Annotated in this window: 20 protein-coding genes and 1 pseudogene; all 21 read left to right on the top strand. The window is 62.7% G+C overall.

Annotated features, from left to right (window positions below; translation table 11 throughout):
* The first annotated feature begins 5 nt into the window (after positions 1-5).
* Positions 6-422: a hypothetical protein gene (locus RCH91_RS16440; RefSeq protein WP_306536077.1), complete on the top strand. Its 417-nt coding sequence runs from the start codon at positions 6-8 to the stop codon at positions 420-422.
* A gap of 23 nt (positions 423-445) precedes the next feature.
* On the top strand, positions 446-1279 hold the full coding sequence (locus tag RCH91_RS16435) for a transketolase (protein WP_306536076.1): 834 nt from the start codon (positions 446-448) through the stop codon (positions 1277-1279).
* A 71-nt stretch (positions 1280-1350) separates the two neighbouring features.
* Complete coding sequence (locus RCH91_RS16430) at positions 1351-2295, top strand: transketolase family protein (RefSeq protein ID WP_306536075.1); 945 nt, start codon at positions 1351-1353, stop codon at positions 2293-2295.
* A gap of 39 nt (positions 2296-2334) precedes the next feature.
* Positions 2335-3003: a type II secretion system protein gene (locus RCH91_RS16425; RefSeq protein ID WP_306536074.1), complete on the top strand. Its 669-nt coding sequence runs from the start codon at positions 2335-2337 to the stop codon at positions 3001-3003.
* Positions 3004-3065: 62 nt separating this feature from the next.
* Entirely contained in the window at positions 3066-4529 is a 1464-nt protein-coding gene (locus tag RCH91_RS16420) for a nitrogen regulation protein NR(II) (RefSeq protein WP_306536073.1), read from the top strand.
* A 95-nt stretch (positions 4530-4624) separates the two neighbouring features.
* Positions 4625-5998, top strand: coding sequence for a sigma-54 dependent transcriptional regulator (locus tag RCH91_RS16415; protein ID WP_306536072.1), 1374 nt, complete (start codon positions 4625-4627; stop codon positions 5996-5998).
* 366 nt (positions 5999-6364) lie between these two features.
* Positions 6365-9058, top strand: a complete 2694-nt coding sequence (locus RCH91_RS16410) for an Ig-like domain-containing protein (protein WP_306536071.1) — start codon at positions 6365-6367, stop codon at positions 9056-9058.
* Between the two features lie 66 nt (positions 9059-9124).
* Positions 9125-9973 (top strand): cytochrome C, encoded by an 849-nt coding sequence (locus RCH91_RS16405; RefSeq protein ID WP_306536070.1) that lies wholly within the window; start codon positions 9125-9127, stop codon positions 9971-9973.
* A 30-nt stretch (positions 9974-10003) separates the two neighbouring features.
* Entirely contained in the window at positions 10004-13117 is a 3114-nt protein-coding gene (locus tag RCH91_RS16400; RefSeq protein ID WP_306536068.1) for a CxxxxCH/CxxCH domain-containing protein, read from the top strand.
* 130 nt (positions 13118-13247) lie between these two features.
* Complete coding sequence (locus RCH91_RS16395; protein ID WP_306536067.1) at positions 13248-14039, top strand: carboxypeptidase-like regulatory domain-containing protein; 792 nt, start codon at positions 13248-13250, stop codon at positions 14037-14039.
* Positions 14040-14224: 185 nt separating this feature from the next.
* Positions 14225-16723, top strand: coding sequence for a right-handed parallel beta-helix repeat-containing protein (locus RCH91_RS16390; protein ID WP_306536066.1), 2499 nt, complete (start codon positions 14225-14227; stop codon positions 16721-16723).
* On the top strand, positions 16720-17409 hold the full coding sequence (locus tag RCH91_RS16385) for a carboxypeptidase-like regulatory domain-containing protein (RefSeq protein WP_306536065.1): 690 nt from the start codon (positions 16720-16722) through the stop codon (positions 17407-17409). Before RCH91_RS16390 ends, RCH91_RS16385 begins: the two co-directional genes overlap by 4 nt.
* A gap of 180 nt (positions 17410-17589) precedes the next feature.
* Positions 17590-18150, top strand: a complete 561-nt coding sequence (locus tag RCH91_RS16380) for a hypothetical protein (RefSeq protein ID WP_306536063.1) — start codon at positions 17590-17592, stop codon at positions 18148-18150.
* Positions 18151-18163: 13 nt separating this feature from the next.
* Positions 18164-19081 carry a ResB-like family cytochrome C biogenesis protein gene (locus RCH91_RS16375; RefSeq protein ID WP_306536062.1) on the top strand — a complete coding sequence of 306 codons (918 nt, stop codon included), beginning with the start codon at positions 18164-18166 and terminating at the stop codon, positions 19079-19081.
* 40 nt (positions 19082-19121) lie between these two features.
* The gene (locus RCH91_RS16370) at positions 19122-21038 is read left to right on the top strand and encodes a permease (RefSeq protein ID WP_306536061.1); all 1917 of its coding nucleotides are present in this window, start codon (positions 19122-19124) and stop codon (positions 21036-21038) included.
* A gap of 57 nt (positions 21039-21095) precedes the next feature.
* Positions 21096-21416 (top strand): cupin domain-containing protein, encoded by a 321-nt coding sequence (locus RCH91_RS16365; RefSeq protein WP_306536060.1) that lies wholly within the window; start codon positions 21096-21098, stop codon positions 21414-21416.
* A 131-nt stretch (positions 21417-21547) separates the two neighbouring features.
* The gene (locus RCH91_RS16360) at positions 21548-21862 is read left to right on the top strand and encodes a GeoRSP system PqqD family peptide chaperone (protein ID WP_306536059.1); all 315 of its coding nucleotides are present in this window, start codon (positions 21548-21550) and stop codon (positions 21860-21862) included.
* On the top strand, positions 21852-22850 hold the full coding sequence (locus RCH91_RS16355) for a GeoRSP system radical SAM/SPASM protein (RefSeq protein WP_306536058.1): 999 nt from the start codon (positions 21852-21854) through the stop codon (positions 22848-22850). The genes RCH91_RS16360 and RCH91_RS16355 overlap by 11 nt, the downstream gene beginning before the upstream one ends.
* Before the next feature lie 36 nt (positions 22851-22886).
* On the top strand, positions 22887-23753 hold the full coding sequence (locus RCH91_RS16350) for a GeoRSP system SPASM domain protein (protein WP_306536057.1): 867 nt from the start codon (positions 22887-22889) through the stop codon (positions 23751-23753).
* 43 nt (positions 23754-23796) lie between these two features.
* Positions 23797-24702 (top strand): phosphate/phosphite/phosphonate ABC transporter substrate-binding protein, encoded by a 906-nt coding sequence (locus RCH91_RS16345; protein ID WP_306536056.1) that lies wholly within the window; start codon positions 23797-23799, stop codon positions 24700-24702.
* Positions 24703-24847: 145 nt separating this feature from the next.
* Positions 24848-25112, top strand: a pseudogene (locus RCH91_RS16340) (hypothetical protein); the annotation flags it as partial.

Here is a 25112-nt window from a genome sequence, read left to right as displayed (position 1 = left end):
TGCCCATGGTCGTCGGATTCAACCACAACGTAATGTACAAGGGAGAGGTCTTCCACATCCAGACCGAGGACAGTGGAGTCGCCAATCCCCATATCGTCTCGCTGATCTACCGGGAAGGGACGATCATCTCCTCCCGTAAGACCAGTTACGCCGACATCATCAAGGTGGAGAACCTCGAACGCGTCGTCGAGGAGCTCATGAAGGAGCAGCACAAGGATATGCTCCGACGGCTCAAGAACGGCGAATTCGACAGCCGTGCGTTCCCCACCGCCCGCAGTGTCCCGGCGGCTCAGTCCGCGCCGAAATCCGCCGCGCCCCAGGCCGCTCCTCCCTCCCTCCCGAAACCCTCTGCACAACCACAGGAAAAACCGGCCAGTCTTGATGAGGTCATTCTCGACTTCCTCCTGACGGACGATAAGTGACTATCAGCACGGAAAGGAATATCGTGGACAGCGAAAAGATTGCTCAACTCCAGGAGAAGGCCCGGCTGCTCCGGGTCGACATCGTCAAGGCTCTGCACAAGTCCCAGTCGGGGCATACGGGAGGGTCCCTCTCGGCCATCGACATGGTTGCCGCCCTCTACTTCCACGTGATGAAGCACGATCCGGCCGACCCGTCGTGGCCGGGGAGGGACCGCTTTGTCCTCTGCAAGGGGCACGCGGCCCCGGCCCTCTACGTGGCCCTGGCCGAGGCGGGGTACTTCCCCAAGGAGGACCTCATGACGCTGCGGCGCCTGGGGTCCCACCTCCAGGGGCACCCCGACAGCAAACAGACCCCGGGCGTCGAGGTCTGCACCGGCTCCCTGGGCCAGGGGCTTTCCATGGCCAACGGCATGGCCCTGGGACTTCGCCTGGACGGGAGCGGAAGCCGCGTCTATGCCCTGCTGGGCGATGGCGAACTCCAGGAGGGGCAGGTCTGGGAAGCCGCCATGGCGGCCGGGCACTACAAGCTCGACAATCTTTGCGCCTTGGTGGATGTGAACCGTCTCCAGATCGACGGCGAGGTGGCGAAGGTCATGGCCGTGGAGCCGATCACCGACAAGTTCCGGGCTTTCGGCTGGAACGTGATCGACATCGACGGCCACGACATGGGAGCCATCGTTGCCGCCCTGGGGGAGGCCGCTACTGCCAAGGGGAAGCCGACGGTCATCGTGGCCCGCACCGTCAAGGGGAAAGGGGTTTCGTTCTTCGAGAACAAGGCCTCCTACCACGGCGTTGCCCCCAGCGACGAGGAGCTCCCCAAGGCCCTGGAGTGCCTGGGAGAGCAGTGCTACCTGTAGGGGCGGGGATTCCCCGCCCCTGGGCGCGGCAACCGCGCCCCTACACAAACGAACAGAAAGGACATTGACATATGAGCACCATGATCGCTACCCGCGACGCCTATGGACAGACCCTGGCGGAACTGGGGGAGGAGAACGGCAGCATTGTTGTCCTGGAAGCCGACCTTTCCGGTTCCACCAAGACCTCCGTCTTTGCCAAGAAGTTTCCTGAGCGCTTCTTCAACATGGGGATCGCCGAGGCCAACATGGTCGGCACCGCCGCCGGCCTCGCCGCCGCCGGGAAGATTCCCTTCGTCTCCACCTTTGCCATTTTCGCCGTGGGCCGGGCCTGGGAGCAGGTCCGCCAGTCGGTTGCCTATCCCAAGGCCAATGTGAAGATCGTCGCCACTCACGGCGGGGTCACCGTGGGCGAGGACGGGGGCTCCCACCAGTCGGTGGAAGACCTCGCCATCATGCGGGCCGTGCCGAACATGACCGTCATCGTCCCGGCCGACGGCCCCGAAACCGCCAAGGCGATCCGGGCGGCCGCCGCGTATAAAGGGCCGGTCTATGTGCGGCTCGGCCGCAACAAAGTGCCGACCGTCACCGCTGTCGACGCCCCCTTCGTGATCGGCAAAGGAGCCCAGTTGGCCGACGGCACCGACCTGACCTTCGTCACCACCGGCCTCATGACCGCCCAGGCCCTGTCCGCTGCCGAAACCCTGAAGGCGGAAGGCGTTTCCGCCCGGGTGGTGCATCTGGCCACCGTGAAGCCCCTGGACGGGGAAATCCTCCTGAAGGCGGCCCGGGAGACCGGTGCCATCGTCACCGCCGAGGAGCACTCCATCGTCGGCGGACTGGGTGGCGCCGTGGCCGAGTTCCTTGCGGAAAACTGCCCCGTTCCCCTGAAGCGGGTCGGCGTCAACGACCGCTTCGGCACCTCCGGCAAGGCGGAGGAACTCCTCAAGTATTTCGGGCTCATGCCGGCCGATCTCGTGGACGCTGCGCGGGAGATCCTCGTCCGCAAGCGGAAGTGAAGTGATGGGCCATGGTGAGTTAGCGAGATGGTGAGACAGATGAATAGATTATTCGTTCTTTACTCCCTCGCTCCCTCACCATTTCGACGTGTCCTGCGCTCTTCTGCCGGCTTCACCTATGTCGCTGCACTCATGATCGTCGTGATCATGGGGATCATGCTCGGCATCGCCGGAGAGTCTTGGCGGATGAGGATGCACCGTGAGCGGGAGGCGGAACTTCTCTTCCGGGGACTGGAGTACCAGCGTGCCATCAGGCGTTGGCACCAGTACCACCTGACGGAGGGAAAGCCGCTCAAGACAACTACGCAGGCCCGGCGGCCCCTGAACGAGCTGAAGGATCTCCTGAAGGACCCTGGCTCCCTGGGTAAGGAGCGTTACCTGCGACGGCTTTACACCGATCCGTTCACCGGCGATGAGTTCGAGGTGGTCCGCAACCCCCAGCAGGGGATCATCGGGGTCCGCAGCACCGCCGAGGACGAGCCCCTCAAAAAGGGAAACTTCGACAAGGAGTTGAGCCTTCTCGAGCAGAAAAATATGTACAAGGAATGGGTCTTCGGCCTCCCCGAGGCCGTGGCGCCCGCTGCCGGCACCGTTAATCTGGGCTCCCCCGCGGGCCCCGGATCGTCCGGCGTCCCCTTGGGTCCTGGTTCCTTCGGGAGCCAGGCGGGCGATGGCGGGCCGGCAGTCCCGTCAACAACTGAAGACTGAGCTGCGCGACTCCCATGCCGAGGTTTTCCCCCGGAGGTAGGTTGATCTTCAAGAGCCTGACAATGAGAGTTATCGTTACCCTGGTCGGCCTGCTGTCCGTGGGAATCGGTACCTTTACCTACCTCAACCTCAAGCGGGAGAAGAGCCAACTCATCAAGGGTGCCCGCGAGAACTCCCACCTTCTCCTCAACACCATCGAGCGCAGCATCTACAAGTCCATGAGCATCGGCGACACCCAGGACGTGCAGGTCATCCTGCAGATGGTGGGTTATGGCCACAACAAGCTCGTGGGGGTCCGAATCTTCCACCCCCAGGGGATCATCCTCAAGTCGTCCCGCCCCAACGAGGTGGGAACGCCGGTTCCCGACGGCGATTACCAGCTCTTCATCAACAACCGCAAGGAAGGGGTCTACACCAGTGACGCCTTCGGCGAGGTTCTCGGGGTCATCAAGCCCATATACAACGACCTGCCGTGCCAGCGCTGCCACGGCACCAAGCGGCGGATCATCGGCGTCCTCAACGTCAATTACTCCCTGGCCGAGACCAACCGCCGCATCCTGGAGGCGACGCGGCTTTTCCTTTTCTCTACCGGGGCGGTCATCCTCTTCTGCGCGGCGGCCATCTCCTTTGTCATCGTCAGGTTCGTCCGTCAGCCCCTGAACAACCTCATCGGGAACATGGCCCGGGTGGAGGAGGGGGACCTGTCGGTCCGCATGACTCCCCGGGCCAAGGACGAGATCGGACGGCTCATCGTCAGCTTCGACTCCATGGTCGGCAAGCTCGACAAGGCGAAGCAGGAGCTGGAGGAGTACCACTTCCAGCAGATGGAGCGGGCCGACCGCCTTGCCTCGGTGGGGGAAATGGCTGCGGGAATAGCCCACGAGATCAAGAACCCCCTGGCCGGCATCTCGGCGGCCATGACCATCATCCGCCAGGACTTCACCGACGACGACCCCCGCAAGGAGATCATCGGCGAGGTGGTCGAGCAGGTGAACCGGCTCGACAAGACCGTGAACGACCTCCTGTTCTTCGGCAAGCCGACTCCCCCCGAGCCGACCCATGCCGACATCAACGAAATCCTGCGCAAGACCCTTCTCTTCGCCCTCCAGCACAAGGGGGGTAAGAATATTGCCAAGAGCCTGGAGCTGACGGAAGAGCTTCCCGGGGTTTTCGTCGATCCGAAGCAGGTGCAGCAGGTATTCCTGAACCTGATTCTGAACGCCATCCAGGCCATGCAGGCGGAGGGGGGGACCCTTACCGTCGGGAGCAGCCTGGTGGAACATGGCGGCAAACGCTGGGTACGTACCACCATCGGGGATACCGGCCCCGGGATTCCCGCGCCCATCATCGGCAAGATCTTCACCCCCTTCTTTACCACCAAGGCCCAGGGGACGGGGCTGGGACTCGCCATCTGCCACAAGCTCATCAGCCAGCACAACGGCATCCTCACTGTGGTCAGCGAGGACGGCAAAGGAACCGTGTTTACCATCGACCTGCCGGTGGCGTGGGATGTGGGGGCTCAGTAGTCTGGAGGTTTTATACTGGATTCTGACCCTTGGCTTCTGTATTCTTTGTCCGCTGTAATGTTGCGAACTCGATTGGATGCCATAAAGGAGTAGACGTGAGAAAGACGAAGATACTGGTTGTCGACGACGAGCATCTCATTCGCTGGTCCCTGGAGCAGAATCTCAAGAAGCAGGGATACGAGGTTGTCTCGGCCGGCAACGGCGAGGATGCCCTGCGGATCGCACGGGAGGAGCAGCCGGACCTGGTGCTGCTCGATATACAGCTCCCCGGCATCAGCGGCCTGGAGGTGCTGGAAAAGATCAAGGAACATGACGAGGAGATCATCGTCATCATGGTCACGGCCCACGGGGCGCTGGAGACGGCGGTCCACGCCATGCGGCTCGGGGCATATGACTATATCAACAAGCCCTTCAACCTGGACGAGATGGCCATCGTCATCCGCAAGGCCCTGGAGACCTCGGACCTGCGCCGGGAGGTCCAGCGGCTGCGGGGCGAACAGGCGAAGAAGTTCGGCTCACCCGACATCATCGGCACAAGCCGCCACATGAAGAACGTTCTCGACATGATGGAGAAGGTGGCCAAGAGCGACGCCTCCACGGTACTCGTCCAGGGGGAGTCGGGGACAGGCAAGGAGCTGGTCGCCAAGTGGATCCACTACAAGTCGGCCCGGGCAGAGCGCCCCTTCGTCGCCATAAACTGTGCGGCCGTGCCGGCGACACTTCTCGAAAGCGAGCTCTTCGGCCACGAAAAGGGGGCCTTCACCGACGCCAAGGTCATGAAAAAGGGGCTCTTTGAGCTGGCCGACGGCGGCACCGTCTTCCTTGACGAGATCGGCGACATGGAGATGGGGATGCAGGCCAAGCTCCTGCGTTTCCTGGAGGAGCGGACCTTTCGCCGCATCGGCGGAACCAAGTCGTTCTCCGTGGACGTCCGGATCATCTCCGCCACCAATCGCGACCTCCTCAAGGCCATCGAGGAGAAGAGCTTCCGCAACGACCTCTACTACCGGCTCCAGGTGATTCCCATCTTCCTTCCCCCCCTGCGGGAGCGGCGCGATGACATTCTCACCCTTACCAACCACTTCATCGAGACCTTTAACGGCGAGTTCAACAAGCACGTCACCGGCATCTCCAAGATGGCTGAGAAGCTCCTTCTTGACTACAACTGGCCCGGCAATATCAGGGAGCTGAAGAATGTGATCGAACGTGCCATCATCCTCGGCAACGACGAGACGCTGCTCCTGGAGCACCTCCCCCTGGAGATTGTCGCCAAGGCGTCGTCCCAGTCCGGGGGGATCACCACCTTCAAGCTTCCCCCCGAGGGGATCGATATCGAAGAGGTGGAGAAGGAGCTTATCCGCCAGGCCCTCGAGATCAGTGAGTGGAACCAATCCAAGGCGGCCAAGAAGCTCAATCTCGGCATCGATGCCTTCCGCTACCGGATGAAGAAGTTCGGCTACCTGAAGTAGGTTTCTTTCCCCCCTCATTGCATACCTTGTCATATGACGGAATCCCGGCAGCTTTTCGTACCTGCCGGGCACGTCCTTCCTCCCGTTTTTCACGACAATTCCCTTGGTGATAGTCAAATAAATGTCACGGCCCCGGGTCGCCATGGCCGCCACCTGGCGGGAAGTACGTCCGGGTGCGGTGTTGCGGTTTTCCTTCCTTGATCTCCTGAAGTGCCGGGTGGGTGGTTCTGTGGGGAGTGGTGTCAAATGCCTGATTCATCGTATGTTTGGCACTGATATTGCTCTTTTCTCATGCAGGAGCCCCAGGCGAATCGAAAGCAGCCCCGATTCGACCGGTTACCTGCACTAAAATGCGGAGGCATTATCATGGTATTCAGATCGCCGAAATGGATGGTGTCCGTCGCCTTCTTCCTGGCGTGTCTGGTTATTTCACTGGCCGCGGTGACATTTGCCGCCCCAGTGCCGACCGTTCAGATACAGGATTCAGTGTCCGAGGGAATACGTTCTCCGCTGAGGATTTCCGGAGATTCCCTGGGTAACGCATACGTGACGGACTCCCTTGTCAGGGGTGTCCTGAAATACGACTCATTTGGTCATTTGGCGCAGGTAATCAAGACCGCCGTGACGCCCCAGGGGGTTGCCGTTGCCTCTGACGGTACGCTGCTCGTGGGACAGGGAACCTTCGTGGCGATGATCAACACCGCCGGCGAGGAAACCGGACGGCTTGGCGCCGGTACCGGGCAGTTCAAGATGGCCAACGGCATCACGGTGGATGATGACGGCTCCATTTACGTGGTCGACAGCCTCGATAACAGCGTGCAGGTCTTCAATGCCGCCGGTGCCTTTGTCCGCAAATTCGGCTCCTTCGGCACCACGGCCGGGAAGTTCTCCACCCCCAGCGGCATCGCCTTCGAAAAGGTTGCTAAACAGGTGGCGGTTGTTGACACACGGACCGGCCGTATCCAATTTTTTGACAAGAGCGGTGTCTATAAGCGGACCATCGGCGGCTTCGGCACGAACCCGCTCCGCTTCACCGCACCCCAGGGTGTATCCTTCGAGTACACCAACGACCCGACGCCGGTACTCAAGCGGATGTACGTGGTCGATACCTTTCAGAGCACGGTTCAGGCCATCGATCCGGCGACGCCGCCGGTGTTCCTTTCCTACATAGGCAGCTACGGGAGCACCAGCGGGAAGCTTATGGTCCCCTCCGACGTCCACTTCGACCAGTCAAGCGGCCGACTCCTGGTGGTGAACGGTTTTGGCAACGTGACCGTATACGGCATCGATGGCGGCGGCCTTGCCGTCGACATGATCCCGCCAGCCCTCTCCATTGCCCCGATCATCTCCCCCTTCACGAACCCGACACTGGATATTTCAGGTACGGTGGAGGCGGGGGCGACCCTGAATGTAGCGGCCAGCGGTTCGGTCACGGTGGGGGCGATCACCTTCCCCACCCCCTCCACCTGGCAGGCTACCCTGAGCGGCTTTGCCGCGGGGGGCTCTACCATTACGGTGACTGCCCGCGACGCGGCCAAAAACGCCACCACCCAATCGGTGACGGTAAGCTACCTGCAAGCGGGGCCCATGCTGACCCTTGAACCGCTCCCCGTCTTCACGGCCGACGCCAATCATCAGCTTTCCGGCCTGGTGGATCCGGGTTCTGTCGTGACCGTGACCAACACCACCACCGGCAAGAGCGCCAAGGCCCTGGTCTTTGGCGATACCTGGAGCTGCCGGGTGCCCCTCGTTGCCGGTGCCAACGCCATTTCCGTGAAGGCTGAGAAGTCCTTGAGCGCTGCCACGACGGCGACCGCCACGACGACCCTCGACGCGACCCCGCCGTCAATCACCGTCTCGACCCTGGCCGACGGCAGCTACACCAGCGAGCAGGTCCAGAACATCCAGATGGTGGTGACCGACACGAACATTGACGTGGTTGCCCTCAACGGTCAGCCGATTGTCCCCGTGAACGGCTCATTCAGCACTGCCGTCACCCTGAACCCCGGCCCCAACGTCATCATGGTCGCTGCCGTCGACCTGGCGGGTAACGTGGCGACCGACATCCGGACCATCATCTTCGACGCAACCCGGCCTGAGGTGACCTTTACCGCCCCCGCCGACGGCTCCTACGTCACTGCCGACCACGTGACCGTGAGCGGCACCCTCGACCAGACCGCCACCATTTCGGTGGGTGGAATGCCGGCCCGGATGGACGGAACCTCCTGGAGCGCCGATGTGACACTCTCTCCGGGAATCAATACCATCGAAGTAGTTGCTGTTGATCTGGCAGGGAACGTCACCTCCGTCAAGCGGACCGTCACCTACGATACCGGCTCTCCTGCCCTGGTGATCAGTTCCCCAAGCCAGGACCTGGTGACCAACCTGAAAACCATCGGCTTTGCCGGCCACGTAACCGATCCGAGTCCCGTAACCCTTGTGGCCGATGTGGATGGCACGCCGGTTGCTGTGACGGTAACCGACGGGTCCTTCACCCTGGCGGCGACCTTTGCCGGCGAGGGGAGCCACGCCATAACCTTTGCGGCCACCGACGCGGCCGGCAACGTGAGCCGGGTAACCCGGACCGTGATCTACGACGGCACACCGCCGGCGCTTACCCTTGATGCGGTCAACACCCCCTATCCGTCGACCCTTTCCGGCACGGTGGAGGCGGGGGCAACCGTGACGGTGGAAGACCGCAACGGTTCAGCAGGGACGGTCACGAGGGGGGCCGGCACCTGGAGTGCGATCCTCGAACTGGGTGGCTACGACGCGGACTCCCTTGCGGTGCGGGCGGCCGACGCCGCCGGCAACAGCACGGTCCGCAGCCTCGTGGTGAACGCCCCCGACGGCGACGTGAACGGAGACGGCACGGTGACGATCCATGACGTGCTCCTGGCCCTGAGGATATTCACGCAGCAGACGGCGCCGACCGTGAGCCATCTGGCCCACGGCGATATCGGACCCCTCTACCAGGGGAAGGCGCGGCCCAACGGCGTGATCGATCTGGTTGACGCAATCCTGATCATGAGAAAGGCCCTCGGCATGCCGAGCTGGTAGACCCCCTCGGGGTGGGATGCAGGACGCAGCGCGGCGTAACGGACTACACGCAACGAGGTTTTCGGAATGAAGAAACTTTTCCTGGCAGTGACAGTGATGGCGGCCATAACGGCCTGGGGGGCGATCGTGAACGCGGGACCCGGCAACATACGCTGGACGGTGCACAACCTGTCGAGCGACGCACCGCTCGCGGGACGGCACTGGGAAAGCTCCGACACGGACCAGATATGCATCTTCTGCCACACGCCCCACCACGCCCAGCCGGCAAATCCCCTCTGGAACAAGGTGAACCCTACCCAGGCGTTCCAGATGTACACCTCGTCGGCAACCCTCTCCAGCGTAGCCAAGGGAGTGACGCAGCCGGGTCCCGAATCGCTTCTCTGTCTCTCCTGCCACGACGGCCGGACCGCCATCAACGTGCTCCATAACGGCGATATCGGCATCGACGCCCAGCCCGCTGACGGTGGCAGGCGTGTAGTTCAGTTCTTCGGCAGGGGTGACGACGGATACTACGACTCGGCCAACCCCAACAACCAGGCCCTGGCCATGGACATCAACGTGTTCGGCGAGCCCTACCGTGCAAACCTGGGCGCTAAGAGCTGGACGGGGGATGATCGCTACGCCGGCACCAACCTCATGAACGACCACCCCATCTCGTTCTCCTATGCAGCGGCCCAGAGCGAGAAGGGGGCAGCGGCACTCCATCCCATCGAGAACGCCAGGAGTGCGGGGCTCAGGTTCTTCGGGGGGGGGCGCGACCGGATCGAGTGTTCCACCTGTCACGACCCCCATGTGGACTTCGGAACCACCTGGGGTGGGCAGCCGAGCGGGAGCGGCGGGAATACCGCACTGAGGCCGTTTCTGGTGCGGGACAACGTGGGCAGCGCCATGTGTCTGGCCTGCCACAACAAATAGAATGCACGTGTGAATGTTCAGGAGTGTGCCATGAACGTAATGACGATGAAGACCTTTGTCGCGATCATAGTCGCGTTGGTCGTCCCCGCCGCGGTGTGGGCCATCGATGCGCCCCACGAAGTCGCCGTCGGGTCCCCAAAGGGGTATATCTGCAACACGTGCCACTCCACCCACAACACCCTGGGGGCCACCGGTTTCAACAACGTCTGTCAGACCTGCCACAAGCCCGGTGTTCCTTACGGCCAGATGAAGCCGTTCACCCTGGCTGACTTCGCCAACCCCTTCGGCACCTGGACCAGCGCACGCCCCGGCGTCGTCTACCAGACCTCCCACAACTGGATCGGCAGGGACAGGGTCCCCAAGGCGGGGGCGCTTCCCCCCACCGAACCTACGTTCAATACAAACATTCTGTCGGGCACCATCGTCTGTGCCCGGTGCCATTCGATCCACTACTCCTATTCGTCAGCCTTCAACACGAAGCCCTTCCTGCGGGTCCGCAACGAGAATGACCAGATGTGCCTCGACTGCCACCGTCCCCGCAATACCACGAACCATACCCTGGGTACCCACCCGGTGACCATGAACTACGCGGCAAGGGCTGCGGCCCGGCCTGACGAGTTCTACGCCACGCCCCAAAACAGCAATCCGGCAAACCCCACCTCGGCCATGAAGATGTCCCGCAGCGGCGCCGTGGTCTGCACCACCTGCCACGGGGTCCACTACACCGACTCCAACAGCCGGACCTTCGACAACGCCTCCAGCGCCCGGATGGGGCTCCTCTCCACCTCCCGCGGTTTCCTCCTTCGCACCGACCTGAAGGGGAGTACGGTCACCGACCCGAACGTCTGCACCAACTGCCACAAGTCCGCCGACAACCCGGCCAACACTTTGGCCCGGGTGAAGAACCACAACGGCACCAAGAACCAGAACGTCCAGTGCGCCGATTGCCATGGCGGTCACGTGGACGAGGCTGACGGGACGACGCCCAACGCCTACCTCATCAACCGGTTCATGAATATCTCGACCCAGTACGGAGCGGTGCGTAATGCCAAGGTCATGTACCAGTACACCTCCGTCGCCCAGAAGAACTACAACAAGGACGGGTTTGGCGTCTGCGTGGCCTGCCACCCGACACTGCCCGGAACCATCAGCACGCACCTGACGAGCACCAACGCGGCGGACTGCCGCTCATGCCACACCCATTCCCAGGGATTCTCCGCCAACTGTACCCAGTGCCACGGTTTCCCGCCCCAGGCCAACTCGGCCGGCGGCACCTCCGGCTACGGGAAGGACGGCGTGCGCGACTACAGCACCTCTGGAGTCTTCAAGGACGAATCGGCCACACCGCACATCAGCCACGCCGGCGGCGGCTCCTACTACAGCTTTGCCTGCGACGAATGCCACAAGGGTTTCAGCCACAACACCGGTTCATTCCAGGATGTCTATCTCACCCCGGCCGGGACGAAGGCCCCCGCCAACGGCGCCAGCCCCGATTACAACGGCACCGGCTCCGGCACCTGCTCCACTACTTATTGCCATTCGGACGGCAATGGCGGCAGCTACAAGTCCCCCACCTGGGAGGGCGGCAAGGACGACATCATGGCCCTTGCCGGGGCCGCTCGCTGTGGAAGCTGCCACAGCGCCACTCCGGCCACCAACGCCCATTCGCGCCACATAGCCGGCGGCGTGAGCGGCAAGGCCTACGGCTGCGTCAATTGCCACGCCTCCACCGTCAGTGACGGCACCACGCTCCTGGCCGCGGCCCGGACCACCAACGGCACCCACGTGAACGCCGTTAAGGACAAGCAGTTCTCCGGGACCGTCGGAGACGAGACCCTCTCGGGAAGCAACTGCTCAACGGTCTACTGCCACTCCAACGGCAAGGGGGCCGCGCCGGTCGTCGCCCCGGTCTGGGGTACCGCCGCGTCGGGCCAGTGCGGCGCCTGCCACCGGGCCACCGGTGCCGATCCCATCAACTCCGACGGGCACCTGGCGCACCTTACCGCCGCCTACGGCCCGAATTTCGATGAAAACAGCGCTGCCTCCTGCGCGAACTGCCATACCTACACCAACGAGCTTGCGGCCACCCACGTGAACGGAGGCATTGAGGTCGTTGCCGCCAACTGCACCACCAACTGCCACAAGCAGAGTGCCGTCTGGACCGGCGGCCGGGTCACCTGTGAGAGCTGCCACACGGCGCCACTGTCGGTCATCGGCGGCAAGACGGCGCCGGCCAAGGCCAACTTCACCGCCAGCGGCCACGGCCAGGCCTTTGCCAACTACTCGTCAAGCCGGTATTGCTCCTCCTGCCATGACGCCACGAGCGGCCACATCGACGGCGTCTCCGGCAACCAGAAGCGGGTCGCCGTGAACGACAACACCCTCTGCGCCGGCTGTCACAACAACGCGGCCAAGGTGCCTACAGTCTCCCGGCAGAACGTTACCACCCATGCAACTGCCAGCGGCGTCTACGACATGAACTGCAAGGTCTGCCACGACGTCCACGGCACCGGCAACCGGGGGATGATCCGCGCGTTCCTTGCCTTCGGTACCCTCACGTCCACCATCAACTACGCCACTGTCACCGACCTGGTGCAGCTCGTGCCGCCCTATCGCGGCGTCTGCCAGAACTGCCACACCCTTACCAGCCACTACAAGCGCGGCGTTGACGAAGGGGTGAACCATCCGACATCGGGTTGCCTCAACTGCCACTCCCACAAGAACACTTACGCCTTCAAGCCGAAGGCCTGCGACGAGTGCCACGGCTACCCGCCGGCGCCCAAGGGCTTCGTGGCCTCCCAGGCCACCTACTCGTCGGCCAAGCTTGAGAACTACTCGGGCGGCGGCGGCGCCCACGTGAAGCTGGGCCACCTCATGGCCAACCTCAGGCCTAACCAGGGCTTCACGCCGTGCCTCGCCTGCCACAGCGACGGTCCGTCGGCCCATGTGGGTGACGAGACGGTCTGGTCCGGCGGCGCAACCCAGGCGAAGAAGGCGCCGGTGAGCGTAAAGGTCGACCCGACCTACAAGTTCAACGCCACCAAGGGCCAGTGGTACTCGAAACAGGCACCCGATGCCACCGGCAGTTGCTGGAACGTCAGCTGCCACTTCCAGCCGACACCGCGCTGGTCCAACGACAAGTAGCAGGGGAGGGGAGAGGGGAGGGGCCGTCAGGCTCCTCCCCTCTCGCTTTGGGGGTGGAAAATTGTGGACCGGCGAAATGTGTGGTACAACTTTCAGCAGTGCGAATTCATAGCGATATAAAGGAGTGGGAATGAAACGGATCTGTTCTCTCGTGCTGACTCTCGCTGTTCTCTGTACGGGGATTTCCGCACTGGCCGCCGACGCGGGGATGGGCCGCATCACGGGCACGCTGCAGAAAAAATCGGGCGAGCCCATGGCAAACGGAACGCTCTTCCTGTTCTACGAGAAGTCAGGTCCCCCGCCGGCACCGGAAAAATACTGGCGGGTGCCCGATGAGATCGTCCCCCTTGACGCCAATGGGAAGTTCGTCGCGGAGGTCCGTCCGGGCACATACTATCTGGGGGCCATAAAGAGGATTGCGGGCGAAGAGCTCGGCGCCCCAAATGAAGGGGATTATTTCCTGGCCAACCGTGACGAGAAGGGGAATCTGCGGAAGTACACCGTCAAGGCTGGCGAGACAAAGGATATCGGTACCCTTGCCCAGGGAAAACCGTTCAAAAGGGAGAAGGCTGCGGCAAAGGGGAGCGTTACGGCCATTGAGGGGACGGTGCTCGACGAAGGCGGCAAGCCGGTGGCCGGGGCGTTGGTCTTCGCCTTCGTCTCCCCCACCATGGTGGGGAAACCCCTCTTCGCCTCCGAGAGGACGGGGAAGGACGGGAAGTATCTCCTGAGGGTCGACGAGGGGGGTACGTACTACCTCAAGTCCCGTGAAGTCTATGGCGGCGGGGCACCGAAGGCAGGCGAGATCATTGGCGGATACGGCGAGAAGGAGCCGGCGCCGGTGAAGGTTGAAGCCGGCAAGACGGTAAAGGGAATCGACCTGAACGTCATCCATTTCAAGGGGCGGGGGCCGAACCAGTAGCATCAGTCACCCACGGCTGCCACAGCCGTAACAAAGGAGGAGAAACCGATGAAGAAGAAAAACTATGTCCGTCCGAGAATTGTCGGGAGCGCGGTGGTTCATCCCTGCTGATACCCGCCGCGACCCGCAAGAGAGGTGCCGATGATTCAGTTCGGCACCTCTCTTGCTTTTGGGGAACCATGACCATGTCCATGCCATTGTCCAGGATTGCTGCTTCATCCCTGGGGCTGATCCTTGCCCTGCTGCTGCTCGCCTCACCTCGGGGCGCGTCCGCGGGGGTCCTGACCGCAGATACGGTCTGGCAGGGGAGCGTCACGGTTGCGGAGGATCTGCTTGTTCCCGAGGGGGTCACCCTGACCGTCCGGGCCGGCACCGCCGTCACGGTTGCCGCGGCGGAGAGCACCAAGACCGATCCCGAATACCTCTCGCCCCTCACGGAGATAACCGTTCGGGGGACCCTGGTGGTGGAAGGGACCGAGAAGGCCCCGGTCCTGTTTTCCGGCGAGGAGAAACAGGGAGGGAGCTGGGCGGGAATCCTTCTTGACGGGGGCACCGCCACGATTCGGGGATGCCGGATTGCCCACGCCGATTCCGGTGTCTCCGTGGCGGAGGGAGTGCTCCGGCTTGCCGGATCGACGCTGCGGGAGAATCGTTATGGTCTCGTGGCTCAGGGCAGCAAGGCCCGTGTCACCGTGGCCGACTCGCGCATCACCGACAACGACTACGGGGTCTTCATCCTTCAGGGAGCCCGGGTTGATACCGGCACCACGGAGGTTGTCCGTAACCGGAAAAAAGACACCTACACGGCCCCGTTCCGGGCGTATCCGCAGCCGAAGGTGACCGCGGTCGACGAAAGCACGCCGGTAAGCCGCCAGTATCAGAACATGGTCCTCCTGGGCGAAACCGTCTGGCAGGGGAGGATCGAGGTGGACGGGACGGTAAGGGTCCCGGAGGGGAGCAGGCTGGTCATCCTGCCGGGAACGGTCGTGGAGTTCACCCGGCGGGACACCAACGGCGACGGCATCGGTGAGAACGGGATCATGATCCAGGGGCGCCTCCTGGCCAAGGGGACCCCCAGCCAGCCCATCGTCTTCCGCTCCGCCCAGAAGGAGCGGCGGATGGGGGACTGGGACGCCGTCAACATCATGAACAGCTCGGCAGGGCAGAACCTCATCGAGCACTGCCGAGTGGAGCATGCCTACCGGGGGCTCCATTTCCACTTCTCCACGGTGGCGATCCACAGCGCCACCCTCGTAAACAATTACCGCGGCATCCAGTTCCAGGAGTCGGTGGTGACCATGCGCGGCAACACCATCTGCGGCAACAAAAGCGGCGTCCAGGGGCGCGATTCCGACGTGGAGATGGTGGACAACCTCCTCTGCAGCAACCAGGTGGGGGGGAATTTCTTCCGCGCCGCCATCACCGCCCGGGGAAACAGGATCGTCGCCAACGGCAGGGAGGGGCTCCGGCTGCGGGAAGGGACCGTCACGGTCCGGGAGAACCTTGTGGACGGCAACCGGTTCGGCCTCATGGTGGCCGACCTGTATCTCGGCGAGTTGAACCGCAACAGCATCACCAACAATACCGAAACGGGTCTCTCTCTGAAAAATGTCGACACCATCGAGATTGCGGGCAATGTGGTGGCGGCCAACGGGCTGAACGGCTTCAATATCCAGGATTCCGGCGCGCTCATCAAGGCAAACCTGGTCTCCGACAATGGTGAACGGGGCATGGGGATCCAATCCTTTGCCGGGGTCATCACCGGGAACAACTTCGTCAAGAACGGCCTGTACGCCATCGACCTGGATGGCAGCGCCGATGTGTCCGCCCGTGCCAACTGGTGGGGGGGTGAGAATCCGGAGCGGGTCGTTTTCGACCGGCGGGACGACCCGGCACTGGGGCGTGTTCACCATGACACGGCGAGTGCCGTACCCCTTCCCTTTGTCTGGCCGGTGCAGTCCGTGGCCACCGATGCGGTCTGGCGCGGCGTCATCACCGTTGCCGCTCCCACGGCGGTTCTCCCCGGCGCGGTCCTGACCGTTGCACCGGGCACAACGGTGCAGTTCGCCAACGGTATGGGTCTTGAGGTCAAGGGCAAGCTAATTGCATTAGGTAACCGTGACAGCAGGATTGTATTTACCTCCGTGGAGCGCAAGGGGGCTTCCGACTGGAACGAGATTCTGCTGGAATACGCCACCGGCAGCGCCATTGCCCACTGTCTCATCGAATACGCCACGTGGGGTATCCATAGTCATTTCACGGACCTATCCGTCGCGGATAGCGTCATTTCAAACAATTACGGTGGTATGCGCTTCAGGAGCGGCCCCGTGGAGATTCGCCGCTCGACCTTCCGGGGCAACACCATCGGCATCCGGTCGTACATCGGCAACGCGCTCATCGCTGACAACCTGATCACGGAGAACGAAACAGGGATCTTTGTTCGGGAAAAGGGGGGCGGGCTGACGGTAACGGGCAACACCATCTCCGGCAACAGCGGCTACAACATGAGAATCGGCGATTTCAACGACGAAGATGTGAACGCCCGCGGAAACTGGTGGGGTGATGGGGACCCCGGTGCGACGATCTTTGACGGACGGCAGGAGCCGGGCATCGGGATGGTTCTCTACGAGCCCTATCTGTCCAAACCACCCTCCATCGGGCCCGGAAGAGGGGAAGCGCCATGAGGGGAGCAGCGTTCTGGGCGGTGGTTTGGCTGCTGCTGTTCGGTTCCGTGCCGGATGCCGCGAAGGCGGCGCTCCTCAGGGGGCGGGTGGCGGATATCGACGGCAAGCCCGTGGCGGGGGCGAAGCTTTTTGTCTATGACACGGCAAACGTCAGGCGGCCCGCAACCTTCATCTCCCCCCCGTCGGCCGGGGACGGAACCGTCGCCATCACGGTGCCGCCGGGAACCTACTGGGTGGTGGCGCGGCTCAAAAAAGATGAGTCCTACGGTCCGCTCATGCCGGGCGAAAAGCATTCGGGGGAGCCGGCAGTCATGGACCTGACCGCCGAGGCCGAGCTTGCGCAGGAGTTCACGGTGGCCGACATTCGGGACATGGGGCGGAAGCGACAGGCCATCGCCGCGGAGTTGGTGAGACTTACGGGACGGGTTCTTGACAGCGGGGGGAAGCCGGTGGCCAATGCCTATGTCTTTGCGTCGGCCATGAAAGAGGGGAGCCAGATTCCCGACTACATCTCGGCATGGACTGGGGCTGATGGCAGTTACACCCTCATGATTCCCGCGGGACAGAGATACTATGTGGGAGGTTCCACGCGATTCCCGTCGCCGGCATGGCGCGCCTCGACGGAGGTCATGACCCCCGTCGGCAAAACGGATGTTGCGTTGGATGTGGGCTTGGCGCTAGAGTGAATCAACGGCTGAAGCTCGTGCAAAAGTAACAAATAGTTCCCTCCCCCCTGGCGGGGGAGGGTTAGGGTGGGGGGGAAGCTGACCGGTTCTCAGCAGGTTGTTGCTTCACCCTCCCCCTAACCCCCTCCCGTCAAGGGAGGGGGAAATGACAGTAGCAACTACTGATTTACAGGGTGACCTATGAAAAAGCTTCTCTGCTGCATCGTGGTGATTTCGGCCCTCGCGGTTGCGCAACTGTCAGGGGCCTGTGTCGGGAGGACGCTCCACATCGGCGTTCCCAATTCTGCCAATGAGCGGCTGCTGGCGGAAATGATCTCCCTCCTCATAACCGAGCGGACCGGTACCTCGGTGAAGGTTCAGGTCTACCGGGACAACAGGGAGCTTTACGGCGCCGTGAAGAAAGGTGAAGTCAACCTGCTCGTGGAAACCCCGGACCGTGCCCTGGAGGTGCTGGGGAAGCCGAAAGAGGCAAACGGCAAGAATGTCCAGGACTTCATCAAGAGCAGCTACCGCTCGACCCTGCATCTTGCATGGCTCGAGCCCTTTGGCGGCACCCCGCAGTATGCCCCCGTCCTCACGGTCGAAACCCTGAGCAACTACCCGGCCCTCCCGAAACTGCTGACAAAGCTTGCCGGCACCCTAAACAACGACGCCTATGCAAAGCTGCTCAAATCGTCGGAAACCGGTGACAAGTCCCGGAAAGCGGTCCGGGAATTCCTCAAGACAAAGAAACTGATCTGATCCCTCCGTGCCCGTGACACTTGCTGATAGCCTGAAGCGGACAGCCCGCTTCCTCGCCTCCACGGAGCTGGCGGTTGTCCTGTTCCTGGCGGTAGCCGTCCTGGCCATACCCGGAACCTTCACCGAAAGCAGAACGCTCTACGCCCATCCGGTTTTTCTCTGCCTGCTGGGAGGGCTGGCCCTGAACCTCGTTCTCTGCACGGTGCGCCGGTTCCGGTCCATTTCGGTGCCGGTGCTGATTCTGCACCTGGGGGTGCTGGTGGTCTGCGGCGGCGTTATCGCCCGGGCGTTCGGTTATGTGGCGACCGTCAACATCTATGAGGGAACCACGGTGGACACGGTCTACCGGTGGGACCTGAAAAAGGATGCCCCCCTTGGCGCCGCGCTGACCATCCAGCGGATAAACCGGGAATTTTACCCGATCCCGGTCAAGGTGGGGGTCCTCAAGGGGGATGTCAAAGATGCTCTCCACACCCTGAAGACCGGCGACAGTTTCGGGGCCGGCCCCTACCGCGTCGCCGTGGACTCCCTCGAATTCCCTGCTGAAGTGCTCAAGCTTTCCATTTTCCACGATGGACGGTTGATCGGCTCCTGCGATACCGCTGGGGGACGCACGCTCCCGGCGAACTTCCCCTACGAATTCAAGCTGGTGGCGTTCCAGAATCCGGTCCTGAAGCGCCTATGGGTCGACCTTGCGCTCAGCCGCGATTCCGCTCCCGTGGCGGCCGGGACGGCGGAGGTCAACGCCCCCTTTATCTGGAACGGGCTCTATTTCTATAACACCCAAGTGGGTGCCGATAAGATGGGCATGTCTTTTGCTGGTATGCAGGTGGTCAGGGACCCCGGAAGACCCTGTGTTTTCGCCGGGTTCGCCATCATGGGGCTCGGGGCAATCCTGGCATGCGCCAGGCGACTGAGGAAAGATTTGTGAATAAATACGGTTTCGGGATAATCGGCATGGGCAGGATGCCATGGCGTTGAATCTGTTCGGATCAAAGCCCCAGGAGGCATGCGAGGTCCATGGGCACCATTCGGGGTCGGGGAACCGGATGCTGATCGCCATGATCCTTGTCTCCCTCTCCCTGGTGGTGTGGCACGTCTGGGGAACCGGCACGGGGGGGCACCTGACAACCTCCGAAGCTGCGCCGATCTCGTTTCCCGTGCTTCTTGGCAGCGAACTCTGGGACCTGTTTTTCAGCGACCACGGGGTAATGGCCGAACTCCGGGATGTGCTCCCGTACTTCCTCGTCGGCATCCTCATCGCCGGTTACCTCCGCACATACAAGATTGCGGTGAAGCTCCAGGCATCCCTCAGGAAATACGGGGTCCTCAGTGTCTTTCTCGCCTCATTCGTGGGGATCATCACCCCCCTGTGCGCCTGCGGCACCGTGACCACCGCCATCAGCCTTCTGGTGGCAGGCATCCCCCTGGCGCCGGTTATGGCCCTCATGGTGACCTCGCCGCTGTTGAGCCCCTCCACCTATCTCCTTACCCTGAACGATCTCGGTCCCGAGTGGACCGCCATCAGGACCATCTCCGCCTTTTCCATGGGGATCTTTGCCGGTCTCGTCACCCATTTCCTCAGCAAGCGGGCCGGCTTTCGGAAGGGCGAAATTTTCATCGAGGGGGCCCTGGTCAGGGGCGACTTTCACGACGAGGATTATCCGGACGAGCGGCTGCGGTGCAACTGCCGGCGCAAATTCGGCAACCGTATTGCCGTCAGGACCGGCAACAAATTCCTCATCTTCCTGGCAAAGTCCGTGGAGATGCTCTGGGTGGTGGGGAAGTACGTCCTCGTCGGTGTCGTGATCGGGGCCGTGGTCGAACGGTACATGCCCAAGGAGTGGGTCTTTCGCTTCTTCGGCCAGAAGGATCCCCTCAGTATCGTCTGGGTGACCCTTGCGTCGGTGCCGATGTTCCTCCATCAGATCAGCGCCTCCAGCATTGTCTATCACATCAAGGGCTCCCTGGGGGGGACCCTGGACGCCGGGGCAGCCCTGGCGTTCATGATCGGCGGGCCCGTGACGGCGGTTCCCACCATGGTGCTCTTCTGGACCTTTTTCCGGAAGCGGGTCTTTTCCCTCTACATGGCCGTCTGCCTCTCGGGGACGCTCCTCATCGCCTACGGGTTCCAACTCCTCGTGTTCATGCCCGGGGTGGATGTGGGCAACCCGCTGCTGAAGGGGGTAGCGACCCTGTCGGGCGGGCAGGCCGCCGCCATTCTCAAGCATGACCCCAACGTACGGATGGTCATGGATCCGGCGGGCAAAGGGATTGTTGCTACCTACACCAACCAGCTCGATGGCCGCGGGCCCATCGTGTTCGATGGCGCTCACGGGCGTTTCGTTGCAGCCACGGCCGACCGGTATGACAACCGGGCCTACATCGGCAACATCGCCGACTGGCTTGCGGAGAACTCCCTCTCCGCGGGCTCCACCAAGATTCTTGTCTACAGCGTCGGCAACGGTGCCGGCGAGGCGTCGGCGCTCCTGGGTGAGAAGGTGCTGGCCGAGCTGGGCACCAGGGGATTCACCGTCAAGGTGGTCGGCAGACATGAGGTGCCGCGGATTACCGAGGGGATGCTGACCGAGTGGGGCCAGGTGTGGCTCTTCTTCGGCGATGACGGCGCAGCCGGGCTGAACGATGCCGAAATGAATCTGATCGCGGACTATCACGCCAAAGGAGGCGCTGCCCTGATCGTGGCGGCCGCACCGCAGGCCGGCGGGGCGAGCCCGCGCGGGGCCAACCTTCTTGTTTCCCGCTACGGGGTGACCTTCTCCGGAGTTGTCGACAACGGCCCGGAGGTGCGGGTCTCCACCGCGTCAACGGTCCTCAACCGGACCGCGGAGTGGCTCGGCTCCGTTCTGAAACTTGTAAAGAAGGCCTGACGCGGGCGCCGCCCCCCTCATTATTCAGGATGACACCACCATATTCAGGAGGAATGCATGAAATCACAGGTCCTTGACGTCCAGAAGCTCAAGAAGTTCAGCGATGAGAAACGTCATCAGGAGACCATCTGGTCCGATGACCACGCCCGGGTGAGCCTCATCTGCATGAAGCCCGGCCAGGAGATCATCACCCACACCCACCACGGCAGCCACATCTGGATGGTCATGGAGGGGACCGGCGAGTTCCTCTCCGGCAAGCAGACCCAGTCTATCACCACGGGACAGATCGTCATCGTCCCCGCTTTCGAGGACCACGGCATCCGGAACGGGTCCCAGGAGAACCTGGTCATCGCCTCCATAACGGGGCAGGGGGATTAACCTTTTCCCCTCACCCCTGCCCCTCTCCCCCAGGGAGAGGGGAAAAACTGAAACCCTCGCCCCGGGGGAGAGGGTGGCCGAAGGCCGGGTGAGGGGATTTTGGCGCATAGCACAGGAAGGCAGGTAGCTTGATGCAAACGATCCATCGCAACCCCAACGTCATGTGGCGCGAGGAGACCGATGCCCTGGCCCAGGTGCAGGAAGCCCTGGACCGGGGCGACGAGGTGGAGGAGACCGGAACCTCGGTCCTCTTCTCCGGCGGGACCATGCTCTCCCTCAACTACCTGGGGACCGAGATCTGGAAGCTCTGCGACGGCCGGACCATGGACGGCATCGTGGCGGAACTGCTGCCCCAGTTCGAGGTGGACGAAGCGGTGCTCCGGGAAGATGTCCAGGCCTTCCTGGACGAGCTGGCCGCCAAGGGATTTATCAGCTATGCAGAGTAATATGGTTCTCGAAGCGCCACTCACCATCAACTGGGCCATAAACAACAGCTGCAACTTCGCCTGCCGCCACTGCTACAGCCGCGGCGACACCCACGAGGAACTCCCCCGGGACGTTCTCCTTGCCTGCCTGGAGAAGGTGGCCAAGGCAGGGGTCTTTTCCGTCAACTTCGGCGGCGGGGAGCCGCTTCTCCATCCGGGCCTCCTGGAGATCGCCCGCCATGCCAGCGGCCTGGGGCTCCGGGTCTCCATGAACAGCAACGGCTGGCTCATGGACCGGGAGATGGCCGCGGCCCTTCGGGACGCCGGTTTCACCAAGGTGGGGATCAGCATCGACAGCCACGTCCACGAGGTCCACGACCGGTTCCGCGGCGTTGCCGGGAGCCACGGCCGGGCCGTGGCGGCCCTGGGCCACCTGGCGGAGACCGGCATCGCCACCTCCATCTCCACGGTCATCTGCCGGATCAACTACACTGCCATCGACGACCTCGTCGCCTTAGCCCGGGAACAGGGAGTAGGGCAGCTCAACTTCCACAACTTCAAGTGCTCGGGGCTCGGCCTCTCCCACAAGGACGAACTGGATCTCTCGCCGGAGGAGTGGAAGGAGTTCTACCGGGGCGCCCTCGCCGCCAGGGAGCGGGAGAAGGGGCTCGACATCTCCCTCGACGACCCGATCATCGCCCTCCTGGGGGCCCGGGACGCCGGGAGCCTCGTCAAGGGGAGCGTCTGCGGCAAGCTCTCCCTCAACATCAAAGCCAACGGCGACATGACCCCCTGCGGTTTCATCCCCGTCGTCATCGGCAACATCGTACGGGACGACCTGAAGCAGGTCTGGCGGGATTCTGCGGTCCTGGAGAAAATGCGCAACAAAAAGCCCACCGGCAAGTGCTCCGGCTGCAGCAAGTACGAGGACTGCCTCGGCGGCTGTTCCGCCCGGGCCCTGGCCCTCACCGGCGACCTGAACAGCCCCGATCCCCACTGCTGGGCATAACCCTCGCTTCGCCCGCTGTCGAGTCAAGGATGATTCATGGAACTGGCATCACCCATAACCATCTACTGGGATATTCCCGCCGCCGCCGATACCTCCCTCCTTCAGCGGGTCGCTGCCGATATCCTCGACTGCCGGCCCCTCATGCTGCAGATCACCAGCACGGAACCTCGCCTTACTGAAGATATCCTGACGGTTCTGGAGCAGTTTCGGGACAGTCCGGTCAGCGTCATACTCACCATCCCTCTGGCCGCCTACGACGATTCGTGTCGGGATCATCTCCAAGGCAGTGGTGTCCAAGAGGTGCTCCTGGCGGTCAACCGTGCGGACCGGTCCGGAGGGGAGGGATGGCCGGTGTCCGGTCTGGTCGGGATATCGTTCCCGGTGACCTCCGGGAACTGGCGGGAACTCCCCGACCTTATGCACTCCTGCCTGGACCATGGGATCACTCGGCTCGTGCTCCCCATGCAACGGCTCTACGGAGGCGAGGCTCCCTTTTTTCTCACCGTCCGGGAGCAGCGGGAGCTGGCAGAGGCCCTGGACGCCGCCGGCGGAGTGGCCGGGCTGAACCTCACCATCCACGACCCCTTTCTCTGGCGGGCCTTCAACCCCGGGGTGCCGTTTCCCCAGGCAGGGTGCCAGGCGGCAAACACCATGATCGCCATTTCCCCCGATGGGGGCGTCTACCCCTGTCCCTCCCTCCCGGTGTGCCTCGGCACCGTCGGCAGCCAGTCCCTGAAGGAGATCATCGCCTCGGCATCAAAGAAGGAGTTGCGCCGGAAGCTTCTGGCGCACCCCGGCGCCTGCTGGGAGTGCGGAGAACTGGCGGAGTGCCGGGGGGGATGCCGCGGAAGGGCATACGTCATGCATCAGTCGCTGGAGGGTGAAGACCCCGCATGCTGGTAGTGTGAAATAACGACCACTCACCCACAATGACAGGAACCCGCTGATGATACGTTCGAACCTGACACGCATTTTTCTCTTGGCTCTCTCCCTTTTCATCCTCGCCGGCTGCAAGAGCGAGGGAAATCGTCCCGTCGTGAAGATCGGCTACATGCTCTGCAACAACGAGGAGGAGACCATGGCGCGCTTCCTCCCCCTGACCCGCTACCTGTCGGATAAATGCGGCGTCGACTTCGTGGCGGTGCCGGTGGATACCCACGATTTCGAGAAACGGTTCAAGGCCGGTGAGTTCACCTTCACCCACTCCAACTCCCTCATCTACGTCGTTCTTCGGGAGAACCACGGCGTCGAACTGGTGGCCTCGGAGAAGCGGGGCAAATTCGGCGCCCGCTCCGCCGGCGCCCTTATCGCCCGCAAGGGAAGCGGCATCGAAAAGCTTCCCGACATCCGGGGTAAGCGCCTCGCCTTCGGCCCCATGCTGGCCCCCACCGGCTATCTGGCCGAGTACGACCTGATGCTCTCCGCCGGCATCAACCCGGAGCACGACCTGGGGACCTACTCCATCCCCCCCGGTTCCTACAAACATGAAAAGCTCATCTACGGCGTCCTCCATGGCCAGTATGACGTGGCCGCCGCCCCGGTCCTCGATCTGGAGACCATGACGCGGGAGGGGAAAATTTCTGCCGACGATTTCGTCATCCTCGCCCAGAGCACGCCGATCCCCTACTGCACCTTCGGCGTGGCCAAGGGGACCGACCCGGCCCTGGTGAAAAAGGTGAAGGACGCGCTCTTGGCCCTGAAGCCCGAAGACACCGCCGAGGTGGACGGCGAGCGGCTCAAGGTGCTGAAGGCCGCCTGGGTCGACGGCTACGAGGAGCTTCTTGACAGCGACTATGACCCGATCCGGGAGATGGCGAAGCGGGTCAATATGCCGCCGTATCAGAAGTATTGAGGATTTTAATAACACGGAGATACGGAGGGCACGGAGAAAAAGCCAAAGCTCACAGGGGTTGTCTACCGAGACTGCGAGTGTCGTTCGTGGTCAGGGTGAATATTCGTTTTGATTCCTCCGTGTTCTCCGTTTCTCCGTGTTATTCATGCTTAGAGTGACTATGTTCCGCGACACCTTCGACAAAATAACCTGGGCACTTCTGCTGCTCGTCATCGCGGCCCTGGCAGCCCTTTTGATCACAAACCACGGCACAGGGGAGGGGAAGGCCGCCGGGCTCGGCAAGGCGGCGGAGCGGGAGATGGCTTATCGCGCCCGCATCGAGCTGATCGGTTCGCTCTACGGCCCGGTGGAGGAGCTGCGCAAGAAAGGGAGCAATCAGGAGGCCCTCCTGAAGTTGGACGAGCTGATCC

It is taken from the genome of Geobacter sp. (assembly GCF_030834625.1).
GTDB lineage: Bacteria > Desulfobacterota > Desulfuromonadia > Geobacterales > Geobacteraceae > Geobacter.
This window is presented reverse-complemented; position numbering and strand designations above follow the sequence as displayed.

What these genes read in the sequence shown, in the direction of transcription:
- RCH91_RS16440 (WP_306536077.1), top strand. Translation starts at nt 6, where the DNA reads ATGGTCGTCGGATTCAACCACAACGTAATGTACAAGGGAGAGGTCTTC.
- RCH91_RS16430 (WP_306536075.1), top strand. Translation starts at nt 1,351, where the DNA reads ATGAGCACCATGATCGCTACCCGCGACGCCTATGGACAGACCCTGGCG.
- RCH91_RS16425 (WP_306536074.1), top strand. Translation starts at nt 2,335, where the DNA reads ATGAATAGATTATTCGTTCTTTACTCCCTCGCTCCCTCACCATTTCGA.
- RCH91_RS16420 (WP_306536073.1), top strand. Translation starts at nt 3,066, where the DNA reads ATGAGAGTTATCGTTACCCTGGTCGGCCTGCTGTCCGTGGGAATCGGT.
- RCH91_RS16410 (WP_306536071.1), top strand. Translation starts at nt 6,365, where the DNA reads ATGGTATTCAGATCGCCGAAATGGATGGTGTCCGTCGCCTTCTTCCTG.
- RCH91_RS16405 (WP_306536070.1), top strand. Translation starts at nt 9,125, where the DNA reads ATGAAGAAACTTTTCCTGGCAGTGACAGTGATGGCGGCCATAACGGCC.
- RCH91_RS16400 (WP_306536068.1), top strand. Translation starts at nt 10,004, where the DNA reads ATGAACGTAATGACGATGAAGACCTTTGTCGCGATCATAGTCGCGTTG.
- RCH91_RS16395 (WP_306536067.1), top strand. Translation starts at nt 13,248, where the DNA reads ATGAAACGGATCTGTTCTCTCGTGCTGACTCTCGCTGTTCTCTGTACG.
- RCH91_RS16390 (WP_306536066.1), top strand. Translation starts at nt 14,225, where the DNA reads ATGTCCATGCCATTGTCCAGGATTGCTGCTTCATCCCTGGGGCTGATC.
- RCH91_RS16385 (WP_306536065.1), top strand. Translation starts at nt 16,720, where the DNA reads ATGAGGGGAGCAGCGTTCTGGGCGGTGGTTTGGCTGCTGCTGTTCGGT.
- RCH91_RS16380 (WP_306536063.1), top strand. Translation starts at nt 17,590, where the DNA reads ATGAAAAAGCTTCTCTGCTGCATCGTGGTGATTTCGGCCCTCGCGGTT.
- RCH91_RS16370 (WP_306536061.1), top strand. Translation starts at nt 19,122, where the DNA reads ATGGCGTTGAATCTGTTCGGATCAAAGCCCCAGGAGGCATGCGAGGTC.
- RCH91_RS16365 (WP_306536060.1), top strand. Translation starts at nt 21,096, where the DNA reads ATGAAATCACAGGTCCTTGACGTCCAGAAGCTCAAGAAGTTCAGCGAT.
- RCH91_RS16360 (WP_306536059.1), top strand. Translation starts at nt 21,548, where the DNA reads ATGCAAACGATCCATCGCAACCCCAACGTCATGTGGCGCGAGGAGACC.
- RCH91_RS16355 (WP_306536058.1), top strand. Translation starts at nt 21,852, where the DNA reads ATGCAGAGTAATATGGTTCTCGAAGCGCCACTCACCATCAACTGGGCC.
- RCH91_RS16350 (WP_306536057.1), top strand. Translation starts at nt 22,887, where the DNA reads ATGGAACTGGCATCACCCATAACCATCTACTGGGATATTCCCGCCGCC.
- RCH91_RS16345 (WP_306536056.1), top strand. Translation starts at nt 23,797, where the DNA reads ATGATACGTTCGAACCTGACACGCATTTTTCTCTTGGCTCTCTCCCTT.